We start from the raw sequence: 22,478 nt of genomic DNA on the forward strand, positions 1-22,478 counted from the left end.
GTTCCCTTAATTAAGCCATTTCTTTTGCTTTAGCAATAACTTCTTCGATACGGCCAACTAAACGGAATGCATCTTCAGGAAGCTCATCATATTTTCCAGCTAGGATATCTTTGAATCCTTGAACTGTTTCTTTTACTGGTACGTAAGAACCTTTTTGACCAGTAAATTGTTCAGCCACGTGGAAGTTTTGTGACAAGAAGTTTTGGATTCTACGAGCACGAGCAACGATTACTTTCTCGTCTTCGCTTAATTCATCCATACCCAAGATTGCGATGATATCTTGAAGTTCTTTATATTTCTGTAATGTTGATTGTACTTGACGAGCAACATTATAGTGCTCTGCTCCAACAACCTCTGGGCTAAGCGCACGAGAAGAAGAAGCCAATGGATCAACCGCAGGGTAGATACCCATTTCAGAAAGTTTACGTTCAAGGTTAGTCGTTGCATCTAAGTGAGCGAAAGTTGTAGCTGGAGCCGGATCCGTATAGTCATCGGCAGGTACATAAATTGCTTGGATAGATGTAACAGAACCTTTATTAGTTGAAGTGATACGCTCTTGTAATTGACCCATTTCTGTAGCAAGGGTAGGTTGGTAACCAACCGCTGAAGGCATACGTCCTAGTAGGGCAGAAACCTCAGAACCTGCTTGAGTGAAACGGAAGATGTTATCGATGAAGAAAAGAACGTCTTGTCCTTGTTCGTCACGGAAATATTCAGCCATTGTCAAACCACTAAGAGCTACACGCATACGTGCACCTGGTGGCTCGTTCATTTGTCCGAATACCATCGCTGTTTTCTTAATAACACCAGAGTCAGTCATCTCGTAGAAAAGGTCATTCCCTTCACGAGTACGCTCACCTACACCAGCGAATACGGAAATACCACCGTGTTCTTGGGCGATGTTGTTAATAAGTTCTTGGATAAGTACAGTTTTACCAACACCGGCTCCACCGAAGAGACCGATTTTACCACCTTTGATGTAAGGTGCAAGTAAATCTACTACTTTGATACCAGTTTCAAGAATTTCAACTTGTGTTGAAAGTTCCTCAAAAGTTGGTGCTTGTCTGTGAATTGGATCACGACGTACATCTGCTGTAAGTGGATCAAATAGATCGATATTTTCCCCTAATACGTTGAAAACGCGACCTAGAGTTACATCACCTACAGGAACGGAAATCGGTGCTCCTGTATCAAGTGCTTCTGCACCACGAGTTAAACCGTCCGTGGAAGACATTGCAACAGTACGAACTGTATTATCACCTAGTTGAAGGGCTACTTCGAGAGTTAGTCCTGTACCAGACGCTTTATTTTCGATTCTTAACGCGTTATAGATCTTAGGAAGTTGTCCGTCTTCGAATTTCACGTCAACAACCGGACCCATAACTTGAGTAACGCGTCCTATATTCATCGTTTTCCCTCCTTACGTTGCTTATAACGACTATCATATTTATGGAACGGCCAAGCATCGTCCGCCGGACCGCCCCCATCATTACATCTATTCTAAAGCAGCTGCGCCACCGACAATTTCGGTAATTTCTTGAGTGATTGCGGCTTGACGTGCACGGTTATATTGCAATGAAAGTGAATCGATCAATTCTTTCGCATTGTCGGTTGCATTTTTCATTGCTGTCATACGTGCAGAGTGCTCACTTGCTTTACCATCTAACAATGCACCATAAATTAAACTTTCAGCGTACTGAGGAAGTAAAACCTCAAGAATTTCTTCCGCATTCGGTTCAAATTCATAGGATGTCAATTGAGCATTGGAAGTATCAAAGTCCGATAACGGAAGGACTTGCTTTTCCGTTACGTCCTGTTGGATTGGGCTGACATAATGGTTATAGTACATATAAAGCTCATCACACAGTTCATTTAGATACAAATTCACTGTCGATTTAGCAAGTGTGTTGATGTCAGCGAAAGACGGCTGATCAGGAACACCGATTACTTCAAGCTCTACATGCATGCCACGGCTGACAAAGAAATCACGGCCAACCCTTCCGATTGCGATAATGACAAACTCATCATTGGATTTATGGCGTTCAAGAATTGTTTTATGAACTTGACGAAGGACGCTACTGTTGTATGCCCCTGCCAAACCACGGTCCGATGTGATCACCAGGTAACCGGTTTTCTTCACTGGACGCTTGGCAAGCATTGGATGAGATGCATCCGCGCTTCCGTTCGCAATACTAGATACTACTTCTTGAATTTTTTCCATATATGGAACATATGCTTTAGCATTAGCTTCCGCACGGTTCATTTTTGAAGCGGATACCATTTGCATCGCTTTTGTAATTTGACTCGTCTTTTTCGTTGAAGTTATCCGAGACTTAATATCGCGTAAAGAGGCCATTCATTCTCACCACCCTTTAAAAATTATTTAGACCTTATTATTCAGAAATAACGAAGTTCTTTTTGAATTCGTTAATAGCAGCAACCATAGCAGCGTCTTCAGGAAGACCTTTTGTTGTGCGAATGTGATCTAATAATTCTGGATGAGAACGATCTAGGAACACATAGTATTCTTCTTCGAAACGAAGGATATCCGAAACCGGAATATCATCTAGGAAGCCTTTTGTTAATGCGTAGAAAATCATAACTTGTTTTTCTACTTTAATTGGTTTATTCAAATCTTGTTTAAGAACTTCAACTGTACGAGCACCACGGTTAAGTTTAGCTTGAGTAGCAGCATCAAGGTCAGATCCGAATTGAGAGAATGCTTCTAATTCGCGATAAGAAGCCAAGTCAAGACGTAATGTACCGGCAACTTTTTTCATCGCTTTAATTTGCGCAGATCCACCAACACGTGATACGGAAAGACCAGCGTTAATCGCAGGACGTACACCTGAGAAGAACAAATCAGATTGTAAGAAGATTTGTCCATCAGTGATGGAAATAACGTTTGTTGGAATGTATGCAGAAATGTCGCCTGCTTGTGTTTCAACAAATGGTAGTGCAGTGATTGAACCAGCACCTAAAGTGTCGTTCAATTTAGCAGCACGCTCAAGTAAACGTGAATGCAAGTAGAATACATCCCCTGGGAATGCTTCACGACCTGGAGGACGGCGAAGCAGCAAGGAAAGTTCGCGGTATGCAGATGCTTGTTTAGAAAGATCATCGTAAACCACTAGAACGTGCTTGCCTGAGAACATGAATTCTTCAGCCATAGTTACACCAGCATAAGGAGCTAGGTATAATAGTGGAGCTGGTTGAGAAGCTGATGCAGATACAACGATTGTGTAATCTAGAGCACCATTCTTACGTAGTGTTTCAACTGTTCCACGAACTGTTGATTCTTTTTGACCGATAGCTACGTAGATACAGATCATATCTTGGTCAGCTTGGTTCAATATTGTATCGATTGCAACTGATGTTTTACCAGTTTGACGGTCACCGATGATTAACTCACGTTGTCCACGTCCGATTGGAACAAGAGCATCGATTGCTTTAATACCTGTTTGTAGTGGTTCATGAACGGATTTACGGTCCATAACACCTGTAGCAGGACTTTCGATTGGGCGAGTTTTTGTAGTAGCGATTGGACCAAGACCATCAATAGGTTGTCCAAGCGGGTTTACAACACGTCCGATTAATTCTTCTCCAACTGGTACTTCCATGATTCTGCCCGTACGGCGTACTTCACTGCCTTCTTGAATATCTCTGAAAGGTCCAAGAATAACAACACCTACGTTATTTTGCTCAAGGTTTTGTGCTAATCCCATTGAACCATTAGAAAATTCTAAGAGCTCCCCAGCCATTGCATTATCTAAACCATGAACGCGAGCGATACCATCACCAACAGTGATAACTGTACCTACATCGCTTACTTTAATTTCCGACTGATAGTTTTCAATCTGCTTTTTAATCAGCGCACTGATTTCTTCAGCTTTGATGCTCATGAATTTCACCCCTATCTGTGAATATTAACCTAATAGTTGTTTGCTTAGGCGATCAAGCTTACCGCTAATCGTTCCGTCATAAATACGGTTACCGATTTGAAGTTTGATGCCGCCAAGAATATTGCTATCCGTAACATTAGTGATGCGTAAATGTTTTTTGCCGATTTTTGCAGCAAAAGATGAAGACACAGCTTCCATTTCGTTTTCAGTTAATGGACGTACTGTATAGACTGTAGCGTCTGCCACTGAATTTTCTTCATTCGCAAGTTCTATAAACTCTTGTGCCATGGCAGGTACTTCATCTGTACGATGACGTTCTACCATTAACAGTACAGTGTTTAGAATGGAAGGAGAAATGCTTGTAAAAGCATTGATAAGTACAGTACGCTTAGCATCTTTAGTCATTTTAGGATGAGCTAAAAAGCTTAATAGCTCATTATCGTTTGTAAAAACTTCATTCACTACGCGAAGTTCAGCTTCAAGTTGGTTAATGAGATTTTGCTCTTTCGCAATTTGGAAAAGGGCAACGGCATAACGTTTTGCTACTGTTATATCGCTCATTTACCTTCTCCTGCCTCTTGAATGTATTCATTAATCAATTGCTCTTGATCAGCTTCAGATAGTTCTTTTTCAATTACTTTAGAAGCAATAAGAACGGATAAAGATGCCACTTGCTCGCGTAATGCATTGATGGCTTTTTCTTTTTCCTGTACGATTTCACGCTTCGCTGATTCTTTCACACGATCAGCCTCAAGACGTGCTTGTTTCACGATATCTTCACGCTGCGCTTCACCTTGAAGTTTTGCATTTTCGATAAGTTGTCCAGCTTCAGTGCGAGATTGCTTAACGATCTCACGTTGTTCTTCTAAATATTTAAGTGCTTCTTGTCTGCTAGCTTCAGCTGCTTGAATTTCATTTGCAACGTGTTCTTCACGTTGAGTCATGATGCCCATTAGAGGACCCCATGCAAATTTCTTCAGCAACGCTAACAAAATAATAAACATAACTAATTGGAAAATCATATCTCCGCCATTGAAGCCGGCAGTTGATGACCCAAGTACAAAGCTGCTTGTTAACACGCTTGGTTCACTCCCTTCACGAGTTTCACTTCTTAAGCGTTCATTTATAAATGAACTTTTAGAAAACTGTGCTCTTAAAATGTATTAAAACAGGATTGTGGACATAAAGGAAAGGCGAAGGTTCACATGGAACGAACTTCGCCATTTTTGAACTTTTTAAAGGTTCTATTAACTACCGTATACCATGAATGCGATAACTACTGCGATGATAGGCATCGCCTCAACTAAACCTACCCCGATGAACATTGTAGTTTGAAGCATACCGCGAGCTTCTGGTTGACGAGCGATACCTTCTACTGTTCTTGAAACGATAAGACCATTACCAATACCAGCACCTAGTGCTGCTAAACCAATTGCGATTGCTGCTGCAAGAAGACCTACTGAACCTGTCATTATAAATATCCTCCTTAAAATTGTATCAAAATTTTATTATTTCAGTTCAAAATGAACTTATAATTAATGGTCGTCACTGACTTTATGAGACAGATAAACCATTGTTAACGTAACAAAGATAAATGCTTGGATACTGCCGACGAAAATACTATAGCCTTGCCATACTAAAGTAGGAACGATCGCTCCGACAAAACCTAGAGCTCCACTCATAGCTAAAGAACCAGCTAATAGACTTAATAAAACCTCACCAGCATAAATATTACCATACAGACGCAGACCAAGTGTCAAGGAATTGGTAAATTCCTCTACGAAAGTCATTGGGTTTTTATAAGCTTTGAAATAACCCTTCGCGCCTTTCATTTTTATAGCATAATAATGCGTTAAACCTAGGACCATGACTGCAAGAGTCAATGTGATAACTGGGTCGGCTGTTGGTGATTTCCACCAAAGGACACCATCGTAACTAATTGCAAATGGAAGACCGAGCATATTGGACACAAAAATGTACATCAGCAAAGTCATACCAAGCAGTTGAAACTGACCACCTGTTCTCCAGTCCATGTTACTATTGATAATACCCTTAACGAAATCCATAATCCATTCCATGAAATTCTGCATGCCAGTTGGCTTCATCGCAAGTTTGCGTGTGCTAATTACTGCAAGGATAAATACAACCAGGCTTGCTATCGTTATCATTAGGACATTACTTAAGTTAAAGGTTAGACCCATAAATTCATGTAAGGGTGCTTCATGATTCAACTATATTCACCTCTCTTCCCCGCTATCGACGTATTAATTGGATGAAAAAATCTATAAAAATGACAATATAAGCTGTCATTAATCCCCATACAACACTAATCAGATGAAAATGCTCCGGATATTCCAATGCAACGAGTACCGCAAAACCTGCGGATGCCATTCGTGTCAATGTACCAAGAGATTTGACTTTTTTGCCCTCATCAAGCGCTCGACTGAATTTCTTGATTTTTTGATTGATCAGCCATAAATTATATAAACTCAAAATCGTACCCAGTATAAGCCCCGCAAACACGGCTTGGTAACTCGTAAGTCCCCATCCAACAACATAAACCGCCAGAAGATAAACTATATATTTACTCTGCCTGTTGAACATGATTTTTATTTCTGGCATTTTACATTTAATCTCCTGAGAAATATTTTCGTACTGAATGGAGCATTGCTTGTAAACTAACTGACGCAAGTTCACAAAGAAGGCCAATTATTATAATTGCAGCGGTTCGAATCATAGTTCGTCCATTCATTTCCCTTAGAAGGTGAAATGGATTGACAAAAGATCCGACTAGTTGAGAAAGAATCGCTGACATCAAAACAACAGCCCCTGCCATAAAGGAAGGCAATTCTTTTGATGCAAAGTTGCATCCTCGCGGTTGAATTTGGTGGAGGATAGAAAAAAAATCCATGCTGTAAAATTCTGCATGTCGGGCATTTGAAAACCCTCTCATTTTACATCCTTAGTTAGCATACAATAGGCTAGAATCAATGTCAATGTGTCGTTAGTGAAATTTGTCACAGGTTTGTAAATATTACTGAATTGTTCACAGAATATCTTTTTTTGACTATTGACATCAGTTTTATTTTACACATCTGTCATGTTCACTCAATAAGTAACGTCTTTTCTATCCGATCTTCCCTTCCACCCCTCCTCGCAAAGATAATCGCTTTATATACTCCATTGGGTGGTAAATCCTTTTTGAAAATGGTTTTTTTCGTCATACCGGATGAAGCTGGTCTGGACCAATCCATGAACCCCGCAAATCTCAGACTATCTGCCTCATAGAGTGCAATCCCGAATTCCTCTGCTCCACGAGGGAGATACATTTCATAACGGTACGTACTGGCTTGATCTCCTTTTCCGAATTCAAATCCCATCACCCTTGGGTAATCGGGCTCTTCTTTTACATATAAATAAGGGAGCGATATTTTCTTATTACCTTCCATTATCAAGAGATAGCCATCATACACACCCTTACTAAGTTTCTCTGGACTTACTTGAAGCCCCAATTGCACTTCCTTCTTTTCCCCAGGGTTTAAAGTAAGGGATTGTGGCAAATCCCAATTCAGCCCTTTTTCTTGTAAAGGAACGATCATCGTGTACCTTTTTTTATTCTTTCCTGTATTTTCAAGAATCAATGCTTGTTGGTGCTCCTCGATACCATCCCTTTTAGTGTACATTCCAAATGATAAGGAACTCGGGTATAAGAGTGTATCCGCTTTTATCGCTTCATCAATTTGGATTCGCCCTGCCCCTTGCTCATAGGTATGGTACAAATGCTGAACGGATTTACTTAATGGCTTGGACGTGCTCATCAATGCAGACTTCACTTGTTCGGGTGTCCAGTTCGGGTGCTTTTGCAAGATAAGTGCACATGCTCCGGCTACATGCGGAGCGGACATGCTCGTTCCCGCTAGAGCCATGTACCCTTTTGGAATTGTGCTCGTGATTTCCACTCCTGGGGCAAGCACATCTGGTTTAATATCCCATGAAACCGTCACAGGACCTCTTGAGCTAAAATCAGCCAGCCTATCTTGTTCCTTCTTGTTTACAAAGTGAACTTTTCCATGTGCTTGACCTTCCAAATCCTTTTTAAGGCGTAACCCATGTTTTCTTTTAATAGAAGCAACTGGTATTCTCATCTCTTTCTCCAGGCTACCTGTGAACATACCATTTGTATTATTAAAGATGATGACGCCCTTGGCCCCAGCCTTCTCAGCATTGGTCGCTTTTTCTTGAAAAGTGAGTACTCCGCGCTCCATTAAAACAATCTTATCCTTCGCCCTCTTTAGGTCACTTTCCTCCCCAATACCCCCATACATGATATCTTCCGAAAAGGTCAGATTCCATTTTTTCGACCCTTGCAACAAGGTTAAATCTGATTGATAGTGGTTTGAACCAAGCCCGTATTCCATAACAGGCACTTTCAAAGGAGGAGTCGAGGCCCCGACGGATATCGCTTTCTCCGCCGTTCCGGGTGATCCGACCGTCCATACGGCCGGACCTGAATTACCATTGGATGTGACAGCAACAATTCCGGATTCCACCGCCTTATTTAGTGCAAGTGAAATCGGTAAATCAGGTCCGTTAATATCATTCCCAAGAGAAAGATTCAAAACATCGACTTTATCCTTGATGGCCGACTCGACGGCCGCCAAAACTTGCTCAGTATCTCCTGCCCCGCCAGGTCCTAATGCACGGTAAGCATAGATTTCAGCTTCCGGAGCCACTCCCCTCATCTTGCCATTTGCGGCAATGATGCCAGCCACATGAGTTCCATGAATCGTGTTCATTTCCCCCTGATTCGTTGTCTCCATCGGGTCAGAATCGTCATCCACTAAGTCCTTTCCGCCTCTGTACGCATGCTGTAAATCCGGATGGGTATAATCCATTCCCGTATCGATAATACCGACCTTCACTCCTTTTCCAGTTATACGACGATGTTTCTGATCGAAAAAGCTCCTTACCCGATCGCCGCCAATATATGGGACGCTTTCATCAAGCGCCGGATGATATTTTGACACTTCCGAAACAGCTTGAATATGATCCTCCTTCCAAAGCCGCTTAACCTCCTCCCTGTTCCCCTGTACGGAAAATCCGTCAAGGGCGACCGTAAAAACATTGCGCAGATTCAATGATGGATATTTAGAAAGTACCTTTATAATCTCCCTATTGCTTAGCGGTCGATCCGTCGTGACAACAGCCCTAACTTTTTTGGATTCAGCCGTTTTGGGTAGGGGGGGCAGTATGACAGACGCCACTCCCCTTTCAATCGGAAGGGGGAATGTGGATAAAAAAATAAATATACCTATAATGATTGCTCTCATTTTTGTGCACCCTCCTTCCCCATTATCTTCTTCTCAACGATTGAGGAGTATACAATAAAAAAAGGAAAAGCCCTTGGATATTGGCTTTTCCTTTTTTATTATTCAAATCTTGTTGGTGGTTCACTTATTTGCTTGAAATAGTATCGGACCGCTTCAGCAATCCGGGCTGATGCGTTGCCGTCACCATATGGATTTGAGGCCTTTGACATTCTTTCGTGCTCTTCGGGATCGTTCAGCAATTCATGCGCCATTTGTACAATTGTCCGCTCGTCCGTTCCTGCCAGCTTCAAGGTACCCGCGTTGATTCCTTCAGGACGTTCAGTCGTATCCCGCAATACAAGGACAGGGACCCCTAGTGAAGGGGCCTCTTCTTGAATCCCCCCGGAATCCGTCAGAATCAAATACGCTCTGGAAGCAAAGTTATGAAAATCCAAAACATCCAGCGGTTCAATTAAATGGACACGGGGATGATCGCCGAGAATCTCATTGGCAAGTTCTTGTACAGCAGGATTCAAGTGTACTGGATAAACCACTTGAACATCTTCATGGTCCGCCACGATTCTTTTAACGGCCCTGAAGATATTGCGCATCGGCTCTCCTAGATTTTCCCTACGATGGGCCGTCAGTAAAACGAGCCTGTCTTTGCCCAACCCAGTTAAAACCGGATGGGAATACGTGGAGCGAACCGTCGTTTTCAAAGCATCCGTTGCCGTATTACCGGTCACGAAGATATTGCCTCTCTTGTTTTCATTCAACAAGTTCTCTTCCGCTTTGGCAGTCGGTGCGAAATGAAGGTCAGCCATCGTGCCCGTTAATTGGCGGTTCATCTCTTCAGGGTAAGGGGAATATTTATTCCACGTACGCAACCCCGCTTCCACATGTCCAATGACGATTTGATTATAAAAGGCGGCTAAGCTCGCAACAAAAGTTGTGGTGGTATCACCGTGTACCAGAACAATATCGGGTTTGGCTTCTTTCATTACGGAATCAAGCCCACTTAAAGCCCTGGTTGTAATATCCGCTAACGTTTGCCTTTCCTTCATTATATTCAAGTCATAATCGGGAACGATGGAAAACAAGTCCAAAACTTGATCTAGCATTTGTCGATGCTGTGCCGTTACAGCAACTATAGGTTCGAAAAATTCTGGGTGCTTTTGAAATTCGAGTACTAAGGGAGCCATTTTGACAGCTTCCGGCCTCGTTCCGAAAATCGTCATGACCTTGATCGGTTGTTTCATTCGTGACACCTCAGTTTCTTTCTATTTTGTGCCGAATAAACGATCTCCTGCGTCACCTAGACCTGGAACGATATATCCGTGTTCATCCAACTTCTCATCAAGTCCTGCAATGTAAATATCAACATCCGGATGTGCTTCTTTTAATGCTTCCACTCCCTCTGGAGCTGCAATGAGACACATGAACTTGATATTGATTGCCCCACGGTTCTTAATCGAATTGATCGCTTCAATAGCAGAACCGCCCGTAGCTAACATTGGGTCAACAACAATACATTCTCTTTCAGCCAAATCGCTTGGCATTTTCACATAGTATTCAACAGGTTTTAATGTTTCAGGGTCACGGTATAGACCCACATGTCCTACTTTTGCAGCTGGGATCAACTTAATGATTCCGTCAACCATCCCTATTCCCGCACGTAGGATCGGAACGATGCCCACTTTCTTACCGGCAAGCATTTTCACCTTCGCCTTGCTTACAGGTGTTTGGATTTCAACTTCTTCAAGTTGCATGTCTCTAGTGATTTCAAATGCCATCAATGATGCCACTTCATCCACTAGTTCACGGAATTCCTTTGTTCCTGTATTTATATCGCGTATATAAGCTAATTTGTGTTGAATTAACGGGTGGTCAAAAACAAAAACTTTTCCCATTTTTCATCTCTCCCATTCCAGTGCCTGATTTTGTTTATATTTCATACTTGCCATAGTCATCTAAAGTCTTTTTATGCCCTTTAAATTTCACTTCTACTCATTTTACAGAAAAAAGATTCAATCTTCAATAAGCCTTTAGATGTCAGACCTATTTTTAGTATTTAGATTTTTCGGAACACGATGACTTATATATCTTTTTTCCATCACGTGCACTACGTAAAAAAACCACTTCCCCAGAAAGGAAGCGGCTCTACATATTAGAATGAAGGATACAAATCAAATTTACTTGTCAAAGCTTCAACGCGTTGTTTCGCTTCTTCAAGTTTCGCTTCATCTTCATTATTTTTCAAAACAAGACCAATGAGTGACGCAATTTCATCCATGTCTTCTAACCCGAAGCCACGAGAAGTCACGGCCGCCGTTCCGATACGGATACCACTTGTAACGAATGGTTTTTCCGGATCATAAGGAATTGCGTTTTTATTGACGGTGATTCCGATTTCATCCAATGCTTTTTCTGCAATCTTTCCTGTAAGTCCTGTTGAACGAACATCAAGTAAGATTAAATGATTATCCGTACCGTCAGATACAAGTGTGAATCCTTCTTTCTTAAGACCTTCACCCAAGCGTTTAGCATTATCGATGATTTGTTGAGCATATCCTTTAAAATCATCTTGAAGCGCTTCACCGAATGCCACTGCCTTAGCCGCAATAACATGCATTAACGGGCCGCCTTGAATACCAGGGAAGATAGATTTATCGATTTTCTTGCCGAACTCTTCTTTACAAATAATCATTCCGCCACGTGGTCCGCGAAGTGTTTTATGGGTTGTTGTCGTTACGAAATCAGCATATGGAACTGGGCTTGGATGCAAACCTGCAGCCACTAAACCGGCGATATGTGCCATGTCCACCATTAAATATGCTCCAACTTCATCGGCAATTTCACGGAAGCGTTTAAAGTCAATTTCACGTGGATATGCGCTAGCACCCGCTACGATCAATTTCGGTTTATGCTGACGGGCTTTTTCCAATACATCATTATAATCGATACGGTGATCTTTTTCGTCCACACCATATTCAACGAAGTTATAGTTCACTCCACTGAAGTTAACAGGACTGCCGTGCGTTAAGTGGCCACCATGGGAAAGGTTCATCCCAAGCACTGTGTCACCTGTTTGAAGAACAGTAAAGTAAACGGCCATATTCGCTTGGGCACCAGAGTGAGGTTGTACATTTACATACTCGCCACCAAATATTTCCTTTGCGCGATCGCGTGCCAAGTCTTCTACGATGTCGACATATTCACATCCACCATAGTAACGTTTCCCAGGATACCCTTCAGCATATTTATTCGTTAGAACAGATCCTTGAGCCTCCATGACAGCTTCACTAACGAAGTTCTCAGATGCAATAAGCTCAATCTTGCTTCTTTGTCGCCCTAATTCCAGTTGGATTGCGTTAAATACTTGTTCATCTTGTTTTGCCAAACGATTCATTCCGTAACTCCTCCTCAAATTGTGCGGGATTATTCGCTTTTTCCATTATGTACAACATGCCCTCAAAAGGACATGAAAAAGCCTCAGCTATAATTGTTTGAAAATTCTACTCTATTTTAACATGTCTATTTTAGAAGTGGTAGTTTATTTTTATCGAATATTCCTTCTATAATATTAAAATATTGTTCGTATTTTATAGAGTTTTCCCGAAAAAACCCTTAGTGTACTTAGATTTAATCAGCAAAAAAAACATTTTCCATACAATCAATTTGCGATTATTTAAGATTGTTCCTCTGTTATTTGAAAACAGCATCCCCTCATTAAAGGAATGCTGTTTGCCTTTTTAATTATCATGTACAACTCTTATTTATAGAAGCAGCTTGATAAACGGCCCGTTCCCCACCAATTAGTTTAGGACGGGTTCTAGCCATTGTCACATGGGCATGGCCTATTTCCTTAATGGATGTTCTAACTGGAACAGCTACATGTTTCAAATGCATGCCGATAAACGTATCGCCAATATCAATCCCTGCATCCGCCTTGATGTGCTCGACAACTACAGCATCATCCCATTGCTGATAAGCGTGGGTGGCCATTGACCCTCCAGCTGTGCGCACGGGTACAACCGCAACTTCTTCATAGCCTCGTGAATCCGCCGACTCCCTTGGGAGGACGAGCGCCCTATTCAAGTGTTCACAACACTGATAGGCAACCTGCACTCCGGTTTCTTCTTGAAATTCCTTCACTACAGAAAAAAGCATGCCCGCCACATCAACCGATCCTTCGGTACCAATCCGTTTCCCGGCCACTTCACTTGTAGAGCAACCAATTACAAGTAGCTGGCGCTTCCCTAAAGCGGCGGTTTCCTGGAACTCCTGTAACAGTTTTTGAAACTGGTTTTTCCATATCTCAAGCTCTTCTGATAATAAAGCATCACTTGTCATGAAAAACGCATCCTTTCATTGTGGATACCTCGCATTAGCATTACGGATGATGAATGACTTAGTTACTTTTGTCCTCATACTCTGCAATCTTGCCAATCCGATTTTGGTGACGACCGCCCTCAAATTCATAAGTCAACCATGTTTGGGCTATCTCCCTTGCAAGACCAGGCCCAATGACACGTTCCCCCATCGCTAACACATTGCTGTCATTATGCTGACGGGTCAATTTTGCACTATACACATCATGAACCAGCGCACAACGTATCCCTTTGACTTTATTGGCAGCAATGCTCATTCCGATGCCTGTACCACAGATTAGGATGCCTCGATCAAATTCGCCTTTCGCCACTTTTTCAGCAACCGGCAGGGCAAAGTCGGGATAATCCACGGATGTACTGCATTCACAGCCGAAATCCTCATATGGAATATTCAACTCATTCATCAAGTTCTTTATTTCTTCACGGATTTGAATTCCTCCATGGTCTGAAGCAATTGCAACTTTCATAATAAAGTCCTCCTAGATGTTCTCATTTATTTTTATTGTGTCACAAAGTTATGAAAAGATAAAGGGAAGCAGGTCCCCTCTATACAAAAGCAGGAAATCAGCGACTGATTTCCTGCAAGGAAGCGGTTTACGTATGAAAACGGGTGATGGTCTGCTTAAGTTTGTCGGCTTGATCCTTAAGTTCCATGGCCAACTTATCTACATTTTCCATAACGGAAGCCTGTTCATGGGTTGCAGCCGTGACTTCTTCTGCACCAGCGGATGTCTCTTCAGCAATGGCAGCGACTTCCTGTGACTGCCTGGATGTTTCCTCCACACTTTCCATCTGACGATCAACAAGCTCGGTAATATCCTTGACCGCTACGACAACGTTATGTACCGTTTTTGTCATGCCTTCGATCGCTATGTCTGTATCGGTTCCTTTTTGCGCTTCTTTATTCGCCGATACCACCTGCTCACTGATTTGTTTGACGACCGCCTGAACTTCAACTTGAATGTTTTGGATAAGACTTGAAATGCCCTGAACAGCTTTCGCGCTCTCATCCGCCAAGAGACGGACTTCCTCTGCTACAACGGCAAATCCTTTACCGTGTTCTCCGGCTCGGGCTGCTTCAATCGAGGCATTCAAGGCCAAAAGATTGGTCTGAGCTGCGATATCACCGACGAGTTCAATGATTTGTTCTACCTTTTTCGCATTTTCCTCCAAGCGCTTCACCGTTTTGAGTGACTCTTGGTTTTCTTGAGCCAATTGTTTAATACCGGAAACCAAGGAATTGACGACTTCCTTACTCTGAAACAGTTCTTCCGCCATTTCACTTGACAGTCCAACTGATGCCTTCGCCTTGCTTTGAACCTGCTGCGCAATCATGATGACATCATCGATGGATTCAGCCGTATTCATGATGGAGACTGCCGAGTTGTCGGCACCTTTGGATATTTCCTCAATGGTCCTTGCTATGTTCTCAGCCTGGTCCGAAGCTCTCGAAGACTCTTGGGAGATATGAATGACTTTATTATTGGTCTCTTGAAAGTTCTCTTCAATGCTCTGTACCATTTCCCGGAGGTTAAACAGCATCAAGTTAAAAGCCATGCCGAGTGAACGTATCTCATCATCCGCCTTCGATAGGACCACTTCTTCGTTAATGCTTCCTTGTGCTGCACTTAGAGCAACTTTTTCTAACCTTTGTAGTGGTTTAGTAATGACACCGGCTGCAAAAAAGGCGAGAAGGCCCGACCACATTATGCCTAGTAACAACGTAGCAATGCTAAAACTTATCGAACTGATATTTTCAAAAAACATTGGGTGTACAACGAAAATGAAAAATGCCGAGGTTGAATACGTGATTAAAGCAAGGACTGTAATGAAGACAACCAATTTCTTTCGTAAACCAAACTTATAATGTGCTCTTTCTGCCATTCTCTTTCCCCCTGTAGACTTACTCTTTGAGCCTTTTAACCAATTCTACAATTAAACCATGAAGCTCCTTGAACGTTTCCCGATACAGGTTTTCCGAACCGCCAAACGGATCTAGTATGTCTTTATCATATTTATCGTCCTGAATGAATTCTTTTAAAGTGAAAGTTTTGTGATCTATGGTTGGGAATGTATTCAGAATGACCGATTTATGTCCTTCCGTCATCGTAAAAATATGTGTGGCCCAGTCTAAATCCTGCTGGGATAATAGTGTGGAGCGATGGTGATTCCACATATCATTTTCGTCCAATACTCTTTTGGCATATTCTGATGCGTCCTGACCAGGTGTAGCATATACGCCTGCGGACCTCACTTCGATGCCCGATATGTTCTTACTTTTTAAAATTGCTTCAGCCATGGGGCTCCTGCACGTGTTACCGGTGCATACAAACAATACTCGGATCATATGTAACGCCTCCTTTTTTATTCATTATAAGGCATAGATCCGATTTGAATAGTCCATCTAAAAGCCTACTCTTAATTAAAATAACATAAAAAACATCGATAATTTGAATAAAATAAGGCGATTTCATAAACCTTTTTACCTAGTCCTAATAAAAATAAAAACCGCTCCGGCATTCGGAACAGTTTGATGATGAAAAGATAGGATATGAATATGTCTAAAAAGAGAATAATAGCTTTAAGCCGAATGCACATAGAATACTTCCACCAAGGATCTCACTGTATACTCCCAAGAGTCCCTGCATCTTTCTCCCAAGCAGAAGTCCCGCCCACGTTAAAAGAGTGGCGGCAAGGCCAAAGCATAAAATGGTCACGAGCGTTTTCGCCCCATAGATTCCGAGAGTCAAACCCACTGAAAAACTATCCAGGCTCACCCCAAGCGCAAATATGAGCAACCCTTTTCCCACCGGGGCAAGTAGTTTTTGATCTCTGCTCCCTGATTCATTCACCTTCCCGGGTAGGAACATCTGGATGCCAAGAAAAATCAACAAGAGGCCGCCCGCATATGTTGCAAAAGTTCCGAATTTATCAGAGATAAAACGCCCCGCCCCCATTCCAAGCAACGGCATCCATACATGAAAAAAACCGACTGTCAGCCCGATGAAGAAAATCTGCCTGAGCCTTAGCTTGAACATGCCCATTCCCAATCCCACAGAAAAGGCGTCCATGCCTAACGCAAAAGCCATGATCAATAAGGTGATGATTTCCCCAGAAACCGTATTCATTCCAACCCCCCTCGGACGTGCCTACTACATGTTATGCATGTCCGAAAAGAAATAGAAGGAAAAATCCTGTGTTTTAGCTGTGATTATCTATCCCTCGATAGTTTGGTGACCGGCAGCTTTAACGAGCCTGTTCATGATGGCAACGCCAATTCCGGACTCCGGAAACATTTCGCTAAAGATGATATCCGTATCAAGGGCATCAAATTGTCTTAACGTATCGTACAACCCGGCTGCAACCGTATGCAAGTCTGCCAATGATCCAGGCGCTATGACATAATCCGCTTTATATTCAGGTTGATGCTCAGTAGAACATATGACGCCAACTTTCAACCCATCTTTTCTTTTTTCATCCACAAGTCTTTGAAGAAAAGCTTGATTGCCCTTCACTAAAAAAAGTGGCGCTTTCGGTGCATAATGTGTATATTTCATTCCCGGTGCTTTTGGGGCCGCATCTTTACTTTTCAAAGCGACATCATGCCTTACCGTACCGATGACCGCTTCGATTTGTTCGAGTGTAATCCCACCGGGTCTTAATATAACCGGGGTTTCTACGGTACAATCAAGCACTGTGGACTCAACGCCTACCCCTGTTGCCCCGCCATCGACGATACCTGCAATTCGACCTACCAAATCATCTTCGACATGCTTAGCGGTAGTCGGGCTCGGTTTCCCCGAAGTATTTGCACTCGGTGCCGCTATCGGCAAGCCACTCGCCTTAATAAGGGCCAAGGCAATCGGATGATTCGGCATCCTGATTGCAACGGACTCCAAGCCAGCTGTCACTATGTCCGACAACTTTCCAGGTTTTCGTTTCATAATGAGAGTCAATGGCCCCGGCCAAAACTCATCCATCAGTTTCCTTGCTTGTTCTGGGACCTCTTCAACTATCTCGTTTAATTGCTTCTCAGAAGCGATGTGGACAATTAATGGATTGTCACTTGGTCGCCCCTTTGCTTCGAACACTTTTTTTACCGCTTCATCACTTTTTGCATTAGCTCCCAAGCCGTAAACGGTTTCAGTAGGAAAGGCTACCACCTGATTGGCCTCTAATAATTCGGCCGATTGTATGATCTGGGGATAACTTTGTAAATTATCCACATCTTTATCCACTAACCAGACTTTCGTTTCCATTATTAACACCTTCACTTTTTTACTTATCTTATTTTTGATAATTGCTTATATATGAACGGTTTTTCAGCCGTTTTAGATGGTTTTTGCTTAAAAGATACTTTGAAAGTATAAAAGAAGTATACACAATATTCAAGTGTTATCCACAAATTGTGGGTAACTACAAGTAAACTGTGGATAATATTGTGGATATTGGCCATTAAAGACTGACTTTTTCGATATTTTGTTAATATGCCTGTGGATATGTACAGTTTTCCCTTTCTAAACCTGAAAATTGGGGACAGTTGCCCCCATTTCAAAAAATCTCATGGAAAATTTCCGCAAAAAGTGACTTCACTTCAACTTCGAATTCATCTTCTCCGTCGTACACTTGTTGTCCCTTATCGGCAGAGGCCGTATATTCGGCATTCTCTACTTCTTCATCCTCTTCTCTAGCCTCCTCCTTCACCCCTTCTACTATCTTATCCTTCGCTTTTGCTTTCGTGTCCTTTACAGCCGCGGACACTTTTGCCTTTTCCACCGTCACCGTTTCCTTTTCTTCATCCTCTACAATAGGACTTTGGCTTACTGCCGTACCGTTTGAAAAATCAAGGAAGCATAATGGAGGAAACAACACACACCACCAGTTAGCCCCTTCCCCTTCACCAAGCGTAATGATCACCGCTTCGTACTCACCTGCAGGGTATAAATACTGGCCATAAAGCTTTGTGGGAAACTCCGCTTGTCCAAAATCCACGGAAACGGACTGCTCCAAACCATTCTCCTTTACCACTTCCATGGCCGTGGCCTCAATATCACCCAAATGGGATTGAATTACTTTTCTCGCTTCATCTAATGAGGTAAGATCTTTTACCCACTCGGTAATATCGGCATTCACTTCGTCACGGATCAGGCGTTTAACGGATTGGTCCGCTTCCTTATCGCTGTTAGCCAAAATCCTAAGTCGAATCGCCTCATCCGGTATGACCATGGTCGCCTCGGTTCCGACCGCTTCCGCTTTCGGCATGTATATACTTATAATCGTTCCTATTGTTAAGATTAATAGATAAATAATGGCTAAATGTTTAGTTTTCATTACTCTCGCCCCCCTCATACAAACTAGTCTCGCCAATACCCGGCTATCTTAAACTAGTAAATATGATTTAAGGTTCACGATTTTCCAAAAGGAAAAAATCCGTCCCCAACGGAGACGAATCAACTCAATATAGCAAAGACCATCCGATCTTTCCCATTAATATCATGTTCAACGGAAACATCCGCGTGCACAAACGTTTCTTTCAGTAATCCAGCCACAGCTTTCCCTTGTCCTGCCCCCACTTCAAAACCGATGAAACCAGGCACTTGCATGACTTGCGGCAATTGTTCCATAAACCGGCGGTAAAAATCGAGTCCATCGACACCTGCAAATAAAGCACGATGGGGCTCATGATCCGTTACGACCGTAGACATCGTCTTTTCATCTTCATCCGGGATATATGGAGGATTCGATAAAAGGATGTCCACCTTCTTATTTTGCTGGATGAAGGGCTGAAGTAAATCACCTTGGATAAATTGCACATCCGCATCCAGTAATCCAGCATTCCTTCGCGCCACCTCAAGTGAAGGTGCTGCAATATCCGTAGCCGTCACGTGCAGTCTTGGTTCCTCCAGTTTCATCGTTATGGCAATTGCTCCACTACCCGTCCCGATATCTGCCATATTCAGCTTCTGGGCCCCTTTAAAAATGCCGGGAAGTTTTCGAAGCGTATAGTATATCAATTCTTCCGTTTCCGGTCTGGGAATCAATACTTCTTCATTCACAAGGAAGGTACGGCCATAAAACTCCTCGCTTCCGATTATATACTGGACCGGTTCTCCTTTTACGTGTTGCGCCACTCCCGACTTGAATTGTTCAAGCTGTTCTGGACTGAGTTCTGTATGCAGATTGGCCAAAAGTTGCGATCTCGTCTGTTTTAAATAATGTTGCAGCAAAATCTCTCCCGCATTGGCATCGCGACCATTCTCCATTAAAAAAGAAGAAGCCCACTTCAGGGCTTCATATACTTTCACAACCGGATTATTCATCTGCATTTTCCAGCCTTGATGATTGATCTTCCATGATCAAGGCATCCACGACATCATCCAGCTTTCCTTCCATGATTTGATCCAGCTTTTGAATCGTTAAGCCAATCCGATGGTCGGTAACACGGTTTTGCGGGAAATTATACGTGCGGATTCGTTCTGAACGGTCCCCTGTACCAACCGCAAGCTTCCGGTTCTGGTCATATTCTGCCTGTACTTCGCGATTGATTTTGTCATATACCCGAGCCCGTAATACTTTCATCGCTTTGTCTTTATTTTTGATTTGTGATTTTTCGTCCTGACAAGACACTACCGTATTCGTTGGTATATGTGTTAAACGTACGGCCGACATGGTCGTGTTAACACTTTGCCCTCCAGGTCCGCTGGATGCAAAAGTATCTACACGTACATCCTTATCATGGATTTGTATTTCCACTTCTTCGGCTTCTGGTAAAACGGCGACCGTTGCCGTTGATGTATGAATTCGTCCACCCGACTCCGTTTCAGGGACACGTTGAACACGATGGGCTCCATTTTCAAACTTCAACTTGGAATAAGCACCATTCCCATTGATCATGAAAATGATTTCCTTATAACCGCCAAGCCCGGTAGGACTCGCTTCAATGACCTCAGTCTTCCAACCTTGCACCTCAGCAAAACGGCTGTACATGCGGTAAAGACTTCCTGCAAATAGCGCCGCTTCATCTCCGCCTGCCGCTCCACGTATCTCCATGATAACGTTTTTGTCATCATTAGGATCTTTCGGAATCAGCAAGATCTTCAGCTTTTCCTCGAGTCGTTGTATTGTGGATTCGAGTTCACTGATTTCTTCCTTAACCATATCGCGCATATCCGCATCCAATTTATCCTCAAGCATTGCTTTAGCTTCCTTGTGTTGATCCCGGACCTCTTTGTATTCCTTATAAGTGGAAGCCGTTTCCTGAATACTAGCTTGTTCCTTCGAATATTCCCTTAGCTTATTCGTATCATTGATGATTTCAGGGTCACTCAATAGTTCATTCAATCTCTCATATCTATCTTCTACTGCTTGCAGTCGATCAAACAAGTTATTCACCTCTTAAGTTATCCAACACCTACTTGGCATGATGTTGAAAGGATCTTTTTATTTCTACATATAATTAATTCAGTGCCCCATTCGAGTTCACTTCTAAGGTTAATTATAGTATAGGTGAATAATCAACGTCAAAGCTGATTCAAATATGTGGTTATTTCTTTACTTTCACATCTATATTATATTGGGGAACGGCCCGTAAGATAAGATCCTCGATCCGTCTCTTTTCCTTTTCTCTTTCCTGATCCGTCTTTATTTTGCCTTTGGCAAGGACGGTCACATGAATCGTATTGCCATTATGCCACACCATCCCAGTATCATAATCGGTTTCCGATTTAATGACCGCTCGGATTTTATCTACTTCTTGTCCCATTGAGGGTGAATTATTACTTGTATGATGAGGTGTATTCAGCAGCTGATCAGACGGGCGTTCCGTTTCATTGTCCCAATCAGGAGTGACATTTTTCATATGATTACCAACAAATTCTTGACCATTTCTAGTTTGATCTCTGTATTCTGAATCATTATCAATTGCATTGTCATTTTGACCGCAAGCTGTCAATATACTAAGAAAAACAGCCGCCAAAAAAGGCAAAGTGATTTTCATGTTTTTACCTCCATTAGGTTATGTCTTATTAGAGTGCTTCCTCTTCAGCATTCCCAAAATGAAGGTAAAAGTTTCTTTAATTCTCTTCCATGTATTGGGATGACCTTTCTTCTATATGTTCCCTTTACCTAATAAAAAATGCCCTAGGATCGGAATCCTAGGACATCGTTTTACATTCATATTTGTTCTTTTACTTCCACCGCTTGTTTACCTGGAACTTCGTGATGATGACGGCAACGGGGCTCATATGACTCCGATGCACCAACAAGAATGATGGGTTCATCATAGGAAGCAGGCGAACCATCAATCAAACGCTGAGTCCTACTCGCAGGTGACCCACATACTTCACATACAGCTTGCAGCTTCGTAACGGATTCAGCAAGTGATAATAAAGTAGGCATGGGGCCGAATGGTTCACCTCTGAAATCTTGGTCCAGTCCAGCCATAATCACTCGATAACCGCTGTCCGCAAGATGCTGGGCAACCCCGATAATTTCAGGATCAAAGAATTGAACTTCATCTATCGCAATAATATCCAAGGGCTGATCCAGATACTTAAATATATCTGTTGAATGGGCAATCGGCTTTGCCATCACGGAGGAACCGTTGTGTGATACGACAGCCTCTTCCGCATAGCGGTTATCTATAGCTGGTTTAAAAACCGCTATACTCTCTTTTGCAAATTGAGCACGGCTGACCCGTTTTATCAATTCCTCAGATTTACCTGAAAACATGCTTCCGCAAATAACCTCGATCCAGCCTGTTTGTTTCATTACATACATGGAAACAGCTACTCCTTCCACCTGTCGATCCCTTGGCCATAATTTTTTTGGACCCGGTTTTATATAAAATCTCATTAATTTTCAGAAAAGAAAAAAAC

At 42.5% G+C, this 22,478-nt stretch carries 23 protein-coding genes; all 23 read right to left on the reverse strand.

The features are described 5' to 3' along the window. Positions 1-10 precede the first annotated feature (10 nt). The 23 genes from atpD to ACIQXU_RS15020 all read right to left on the reverse strand — a co-directional run bounded on the left by atpD (position 11) and on the right by ACIQXU_RS15020 (position 22,380). The gene (gene atpD / locus ACIQXU_RS14910) at positions 11-1,408 is read right to left on the reverse strand and encodes a F0F1 ATP synthase subunit beta (protein ID WP_402870343.1); all 1,398 of its coding nucleotides are present in this window, start codon (positions 1,406-1,408) and stop codon (positions 11-13) included. An 87-nt stretch (positions 1,409-1,495) separates the two neighbouring features. Beyond that, positions 1,496-2,356, reverse strand: coding sequence for a F0F1 ATP synthase subunit gamma (locus ACIQXU_RS14915; protein ID WP_402870340.1), 861 nt, complete (start codon positions 2,354-2,356; stop codon positions 1,496-1,498). A 37-nt stretch (positions 2,357-2,393) separates the two neighbouring features. Continuing rightward, positions 2,394-3,902, reverse strand: coding sequence for a F0F1 ATP synthase subunit alpha (atpA, locus tag ACIQXU_RS14920; protein ID WP_402870337.1), 1,509 nt, complete (start codon positions 3,900-3,902; stop codon positions 2,394-2,396). 24 nt (positions 3,903-3,926) lie between these two features. Continuing rightward, the gene (locus ACIQXU_RS14925) at positions 3,927-4,463 is read right to left on the reverse strand and encodes a F0F1 ATP synthase subunit delta (RefSeq protein WP_402954879.1); all 537 of its coding nucleotides are present in this window, start codon (positions 4,461-4,463) and stop codon (positions 3,927-3,929) included. After that, a complete protein-coding gene (atpF, locus tag ACIQXU_RS14930; RefSeq protein WP_402870335.1) occupies positions 4,460-4,981 on the reverse strand; it encodes a F0F1 ATP synthase subunit B in 522 nt (173 codons plus the stop codon). The genes ACIQXU_RS14925 and atpF overlap by 4 nt, the downstream gene beginning before the upstream one ends. Positions 4,982-5,149: 168 nt before the next feature. Further along, positions 5,150-5,374, reverse strand: a complete 225-nt coding sequence (atpE, locus tag ACIQXU_RS14935) for a F0F1 ATP synthase subunit C (protein ID WP_402870332.1) — start codon at positions 5,372-5,374, stop codon at positions 5,150-5,152. A 63-nt stretch (positions 5,375-5,437) separates the two neighbouring features. Beyond that, entirely contained in the window at positions 5,438-6,133 is a 696-nt protein-coding gene (gene atpB / locus ACIQXU_RS14940; RefSeq protein WP_402870331.1) for a F0F1 ATP synthase subunit A, read from the reverse strand. 22 nt (positions 6,134-6,155) lie between these two features. Further along, positions 6,156-6,524, reverse strand: coding sequence for an ATP synthase subunit I (locus ACIQXU_RS14945; RefSeq protein WP_402870330.1), 369 nt, complete (start codon positions 6,522-6,524; stop codon positions 6,156-6,158). Positions 6,525-7,006: 482 nt separating this feature from the next. After that, positions 7,007-9,232 carry a S8 family serine peptidase gene (locus ACIQXU_RS14950; RefSeq protein WP_402990486.1) on the reverse strand — a complete coding sequence of 742 codons (2,226 nt, stop codon included), beginning with the start codon at positions 9,230-9,232 and terminating at the stop codon, positions 7,007-7,009. 98 nt (positions 9,233-9,330) lie between these two features. Next, positions 9,331-10,470 carry a non-hydrolyzing UDP-N-acetylglucosamine 2-epimerase gene (wecB, locus tag ACIQXU_RS14955; RefSeq protein WP_402870325.1) on the reverse strand — a complete coding sequence of 380 codons (1,140 nt, stop codon included), beginning with the start codon at positions 10,468-10,470 and terminating at the stop codon, positions 9,331-9,333. A 21-nt stretch (positions 10,471-10,491) separates the two neighbouring features. Beyond that, positions 10,492-11,121 carry a uracil phosphoribosyltransferase gene (gene upp, locus ACIQXU_RS14960; protein ID WP_402870323.1) on the reverse strand — a complete coding sequence of 210 codons (630 nt, stop codon included), beginning with the start codon at positions 11,119-11,121 and terminating at the stop codon, positions 10,492-10,494. A gap of 257 nt (positions 11,122-11,378) precedes the next feature. After that, positions 11,379-12,620: a serine hydroxymethyltransferase gene (locus tag ACIQXU_RS14965; RefSeq protein ID WP_402870321.1), complete on the reverse strand. Its 1,242-nt coding sequence runs from the start codon at positions 12,618-12,620 to the stop codon at positions 11,379-11,381. 350 nt (positions 12,621-12,970) lie between these two features. Next, positions 12,971-13,564, reverse strand: coding sequence for a TIGR01440 family protein (locus tag ACIQXU_RS14970; protein ID WP_402990490.1), 594 nt, complete (start codon positions 13,562-13,564; stop codon positions 12,971-12,973). 58 nt (positions 13,565-13,622) lie between these two features. Next, the gene (gene rpiB / locus ACIQXU_RS14975) at positions 13,623-14,069 is read right to left on the reverse strand and encodes a ribose 5-phosphate isomerase B (protein ID WP_402870315.1); all 447 of its coding nucleotides are present in this window, start codon (positions 14,067-14,069) and stop codon (positions 13,623-13,625) included. Positions 14,070-14,196: 127 nt separating this feature from the next. After that, positions 14,197-15,486, reverse strand: coding sequence for a methyl-accepting chemotaxis protein (locus tag ACIQXU_RS14980; RefSeq protein WP_402870312.1), 1,290 nt, complete (start codon positions 15,484-15,486; stop codon positions 14,197-14,199). 19 nt (positions 15,487-15,505) lie between these two features. After that, a complete protein-coding gene (locus tag ACIQXU_RS14985) occupies positions 15,506-15,949 on the reverse strand; it encodes a low molecular weight protein arginine phosphatase (RefSeq protein ID WP_402870310.1) in 444 nt (147 codons plus the stop codon). Between the two features lie 214 nt (positions 15,950-16,163). Further along, positions 16,164-16,730, reverse strand: a complete 567-nt coding sequence (locus tag ACIQXU_RS14990) for a manganese efflux pump MntP (protein WP_402870307.1) — start codon at positions 16,728-16,730, stop codon at positions 16,164-16,166. Between the two features lie 87 nt (positions 16,731-16,817). Continuing rightward, a complete protein-coding gene (locus ACIQXU_RS14995; RefSeq protein ID WP_402870304.1) occupies positions 16,818-17,861 on the reverse strand; it encodes an L-threonylcarbamoyladenylate synthase in 1,044 nt (347 codons plus the stop codon). A 292-nt stretch (positions 17,862-18,153) separates the two neighbouring features. Further along, positions 18,154-18,933 (reverse strand): stage II sporulation protein R, encoded by a 780-nt coding sequence (gene spoIIR / locus ACIQXU_RS15000; protein WP_402990493.1) that lies wholly within the window; start codon positions 18,931-18,933, stop codon positions 18,154-18,156. Positions 18,934-19,052: 119 nt separating this feature from the next. Beyond that, positions 19,053-19,922 carry a peptide chain release factor N(5)-glutamine methyltransferase gene (gene prmC, locus ACIQXU_RS15005; protein WP_402870297.1) on the reverse strand — a complete coding sequence of 290 codons (870 nt, stop codon included), beginning with the start codon at positions 19,920-19,922 and terminating at the stop codon, positions 19,053-19,055. Then, complete coding sequence (gene prfA / locus ACIQXU_RS15010) at positions 19,915-20,985, reverse strand: peptide chain release factor 1 (RefSeq protein ID WP_402870294.1); 1,071 nt, start codon at positions 20,983-20,985, stop codon at positions 19,915-19,917. Before prfA ends, prmC begins: the two co-directional genes overlap by 8 nt. A 160-nt stretch (positions 20,986-21,145) precedes the next feature. Next, complete coding sequence (locus ACIQXU_RS15015; RefSeq protein ID WP_402870292.1) at positions 21,146-21,598, reverse strand: hypothetical protein; 453 nt, start codon at positions 21,596-21,598, stop codon at positions 21,146-21,148. A gap of 176 nt (positions 21,599-21,774) precedes the next feature. Continuing rightward, positions 21,775-22,380, reverse strand: a complete 606-nt coding sequence (locus tag ACIQXU_RS15020; RefSeq protein WP_402870289.1) for a thymidine kinase — start codon at positions 22,378-22,380, stop codon at positions 21,775-21,777. Positions 22,381-22,478 lie beyond the last annotated feature (98 nt).

The organism is Peribacillus sp. NPDC097284 (assembly GCF_044761765.1).
Taxonomy (GTDB): Bacteria; Bacillota; Bacilli; order Bacillales; family DSM-1321; genus Peribacillus.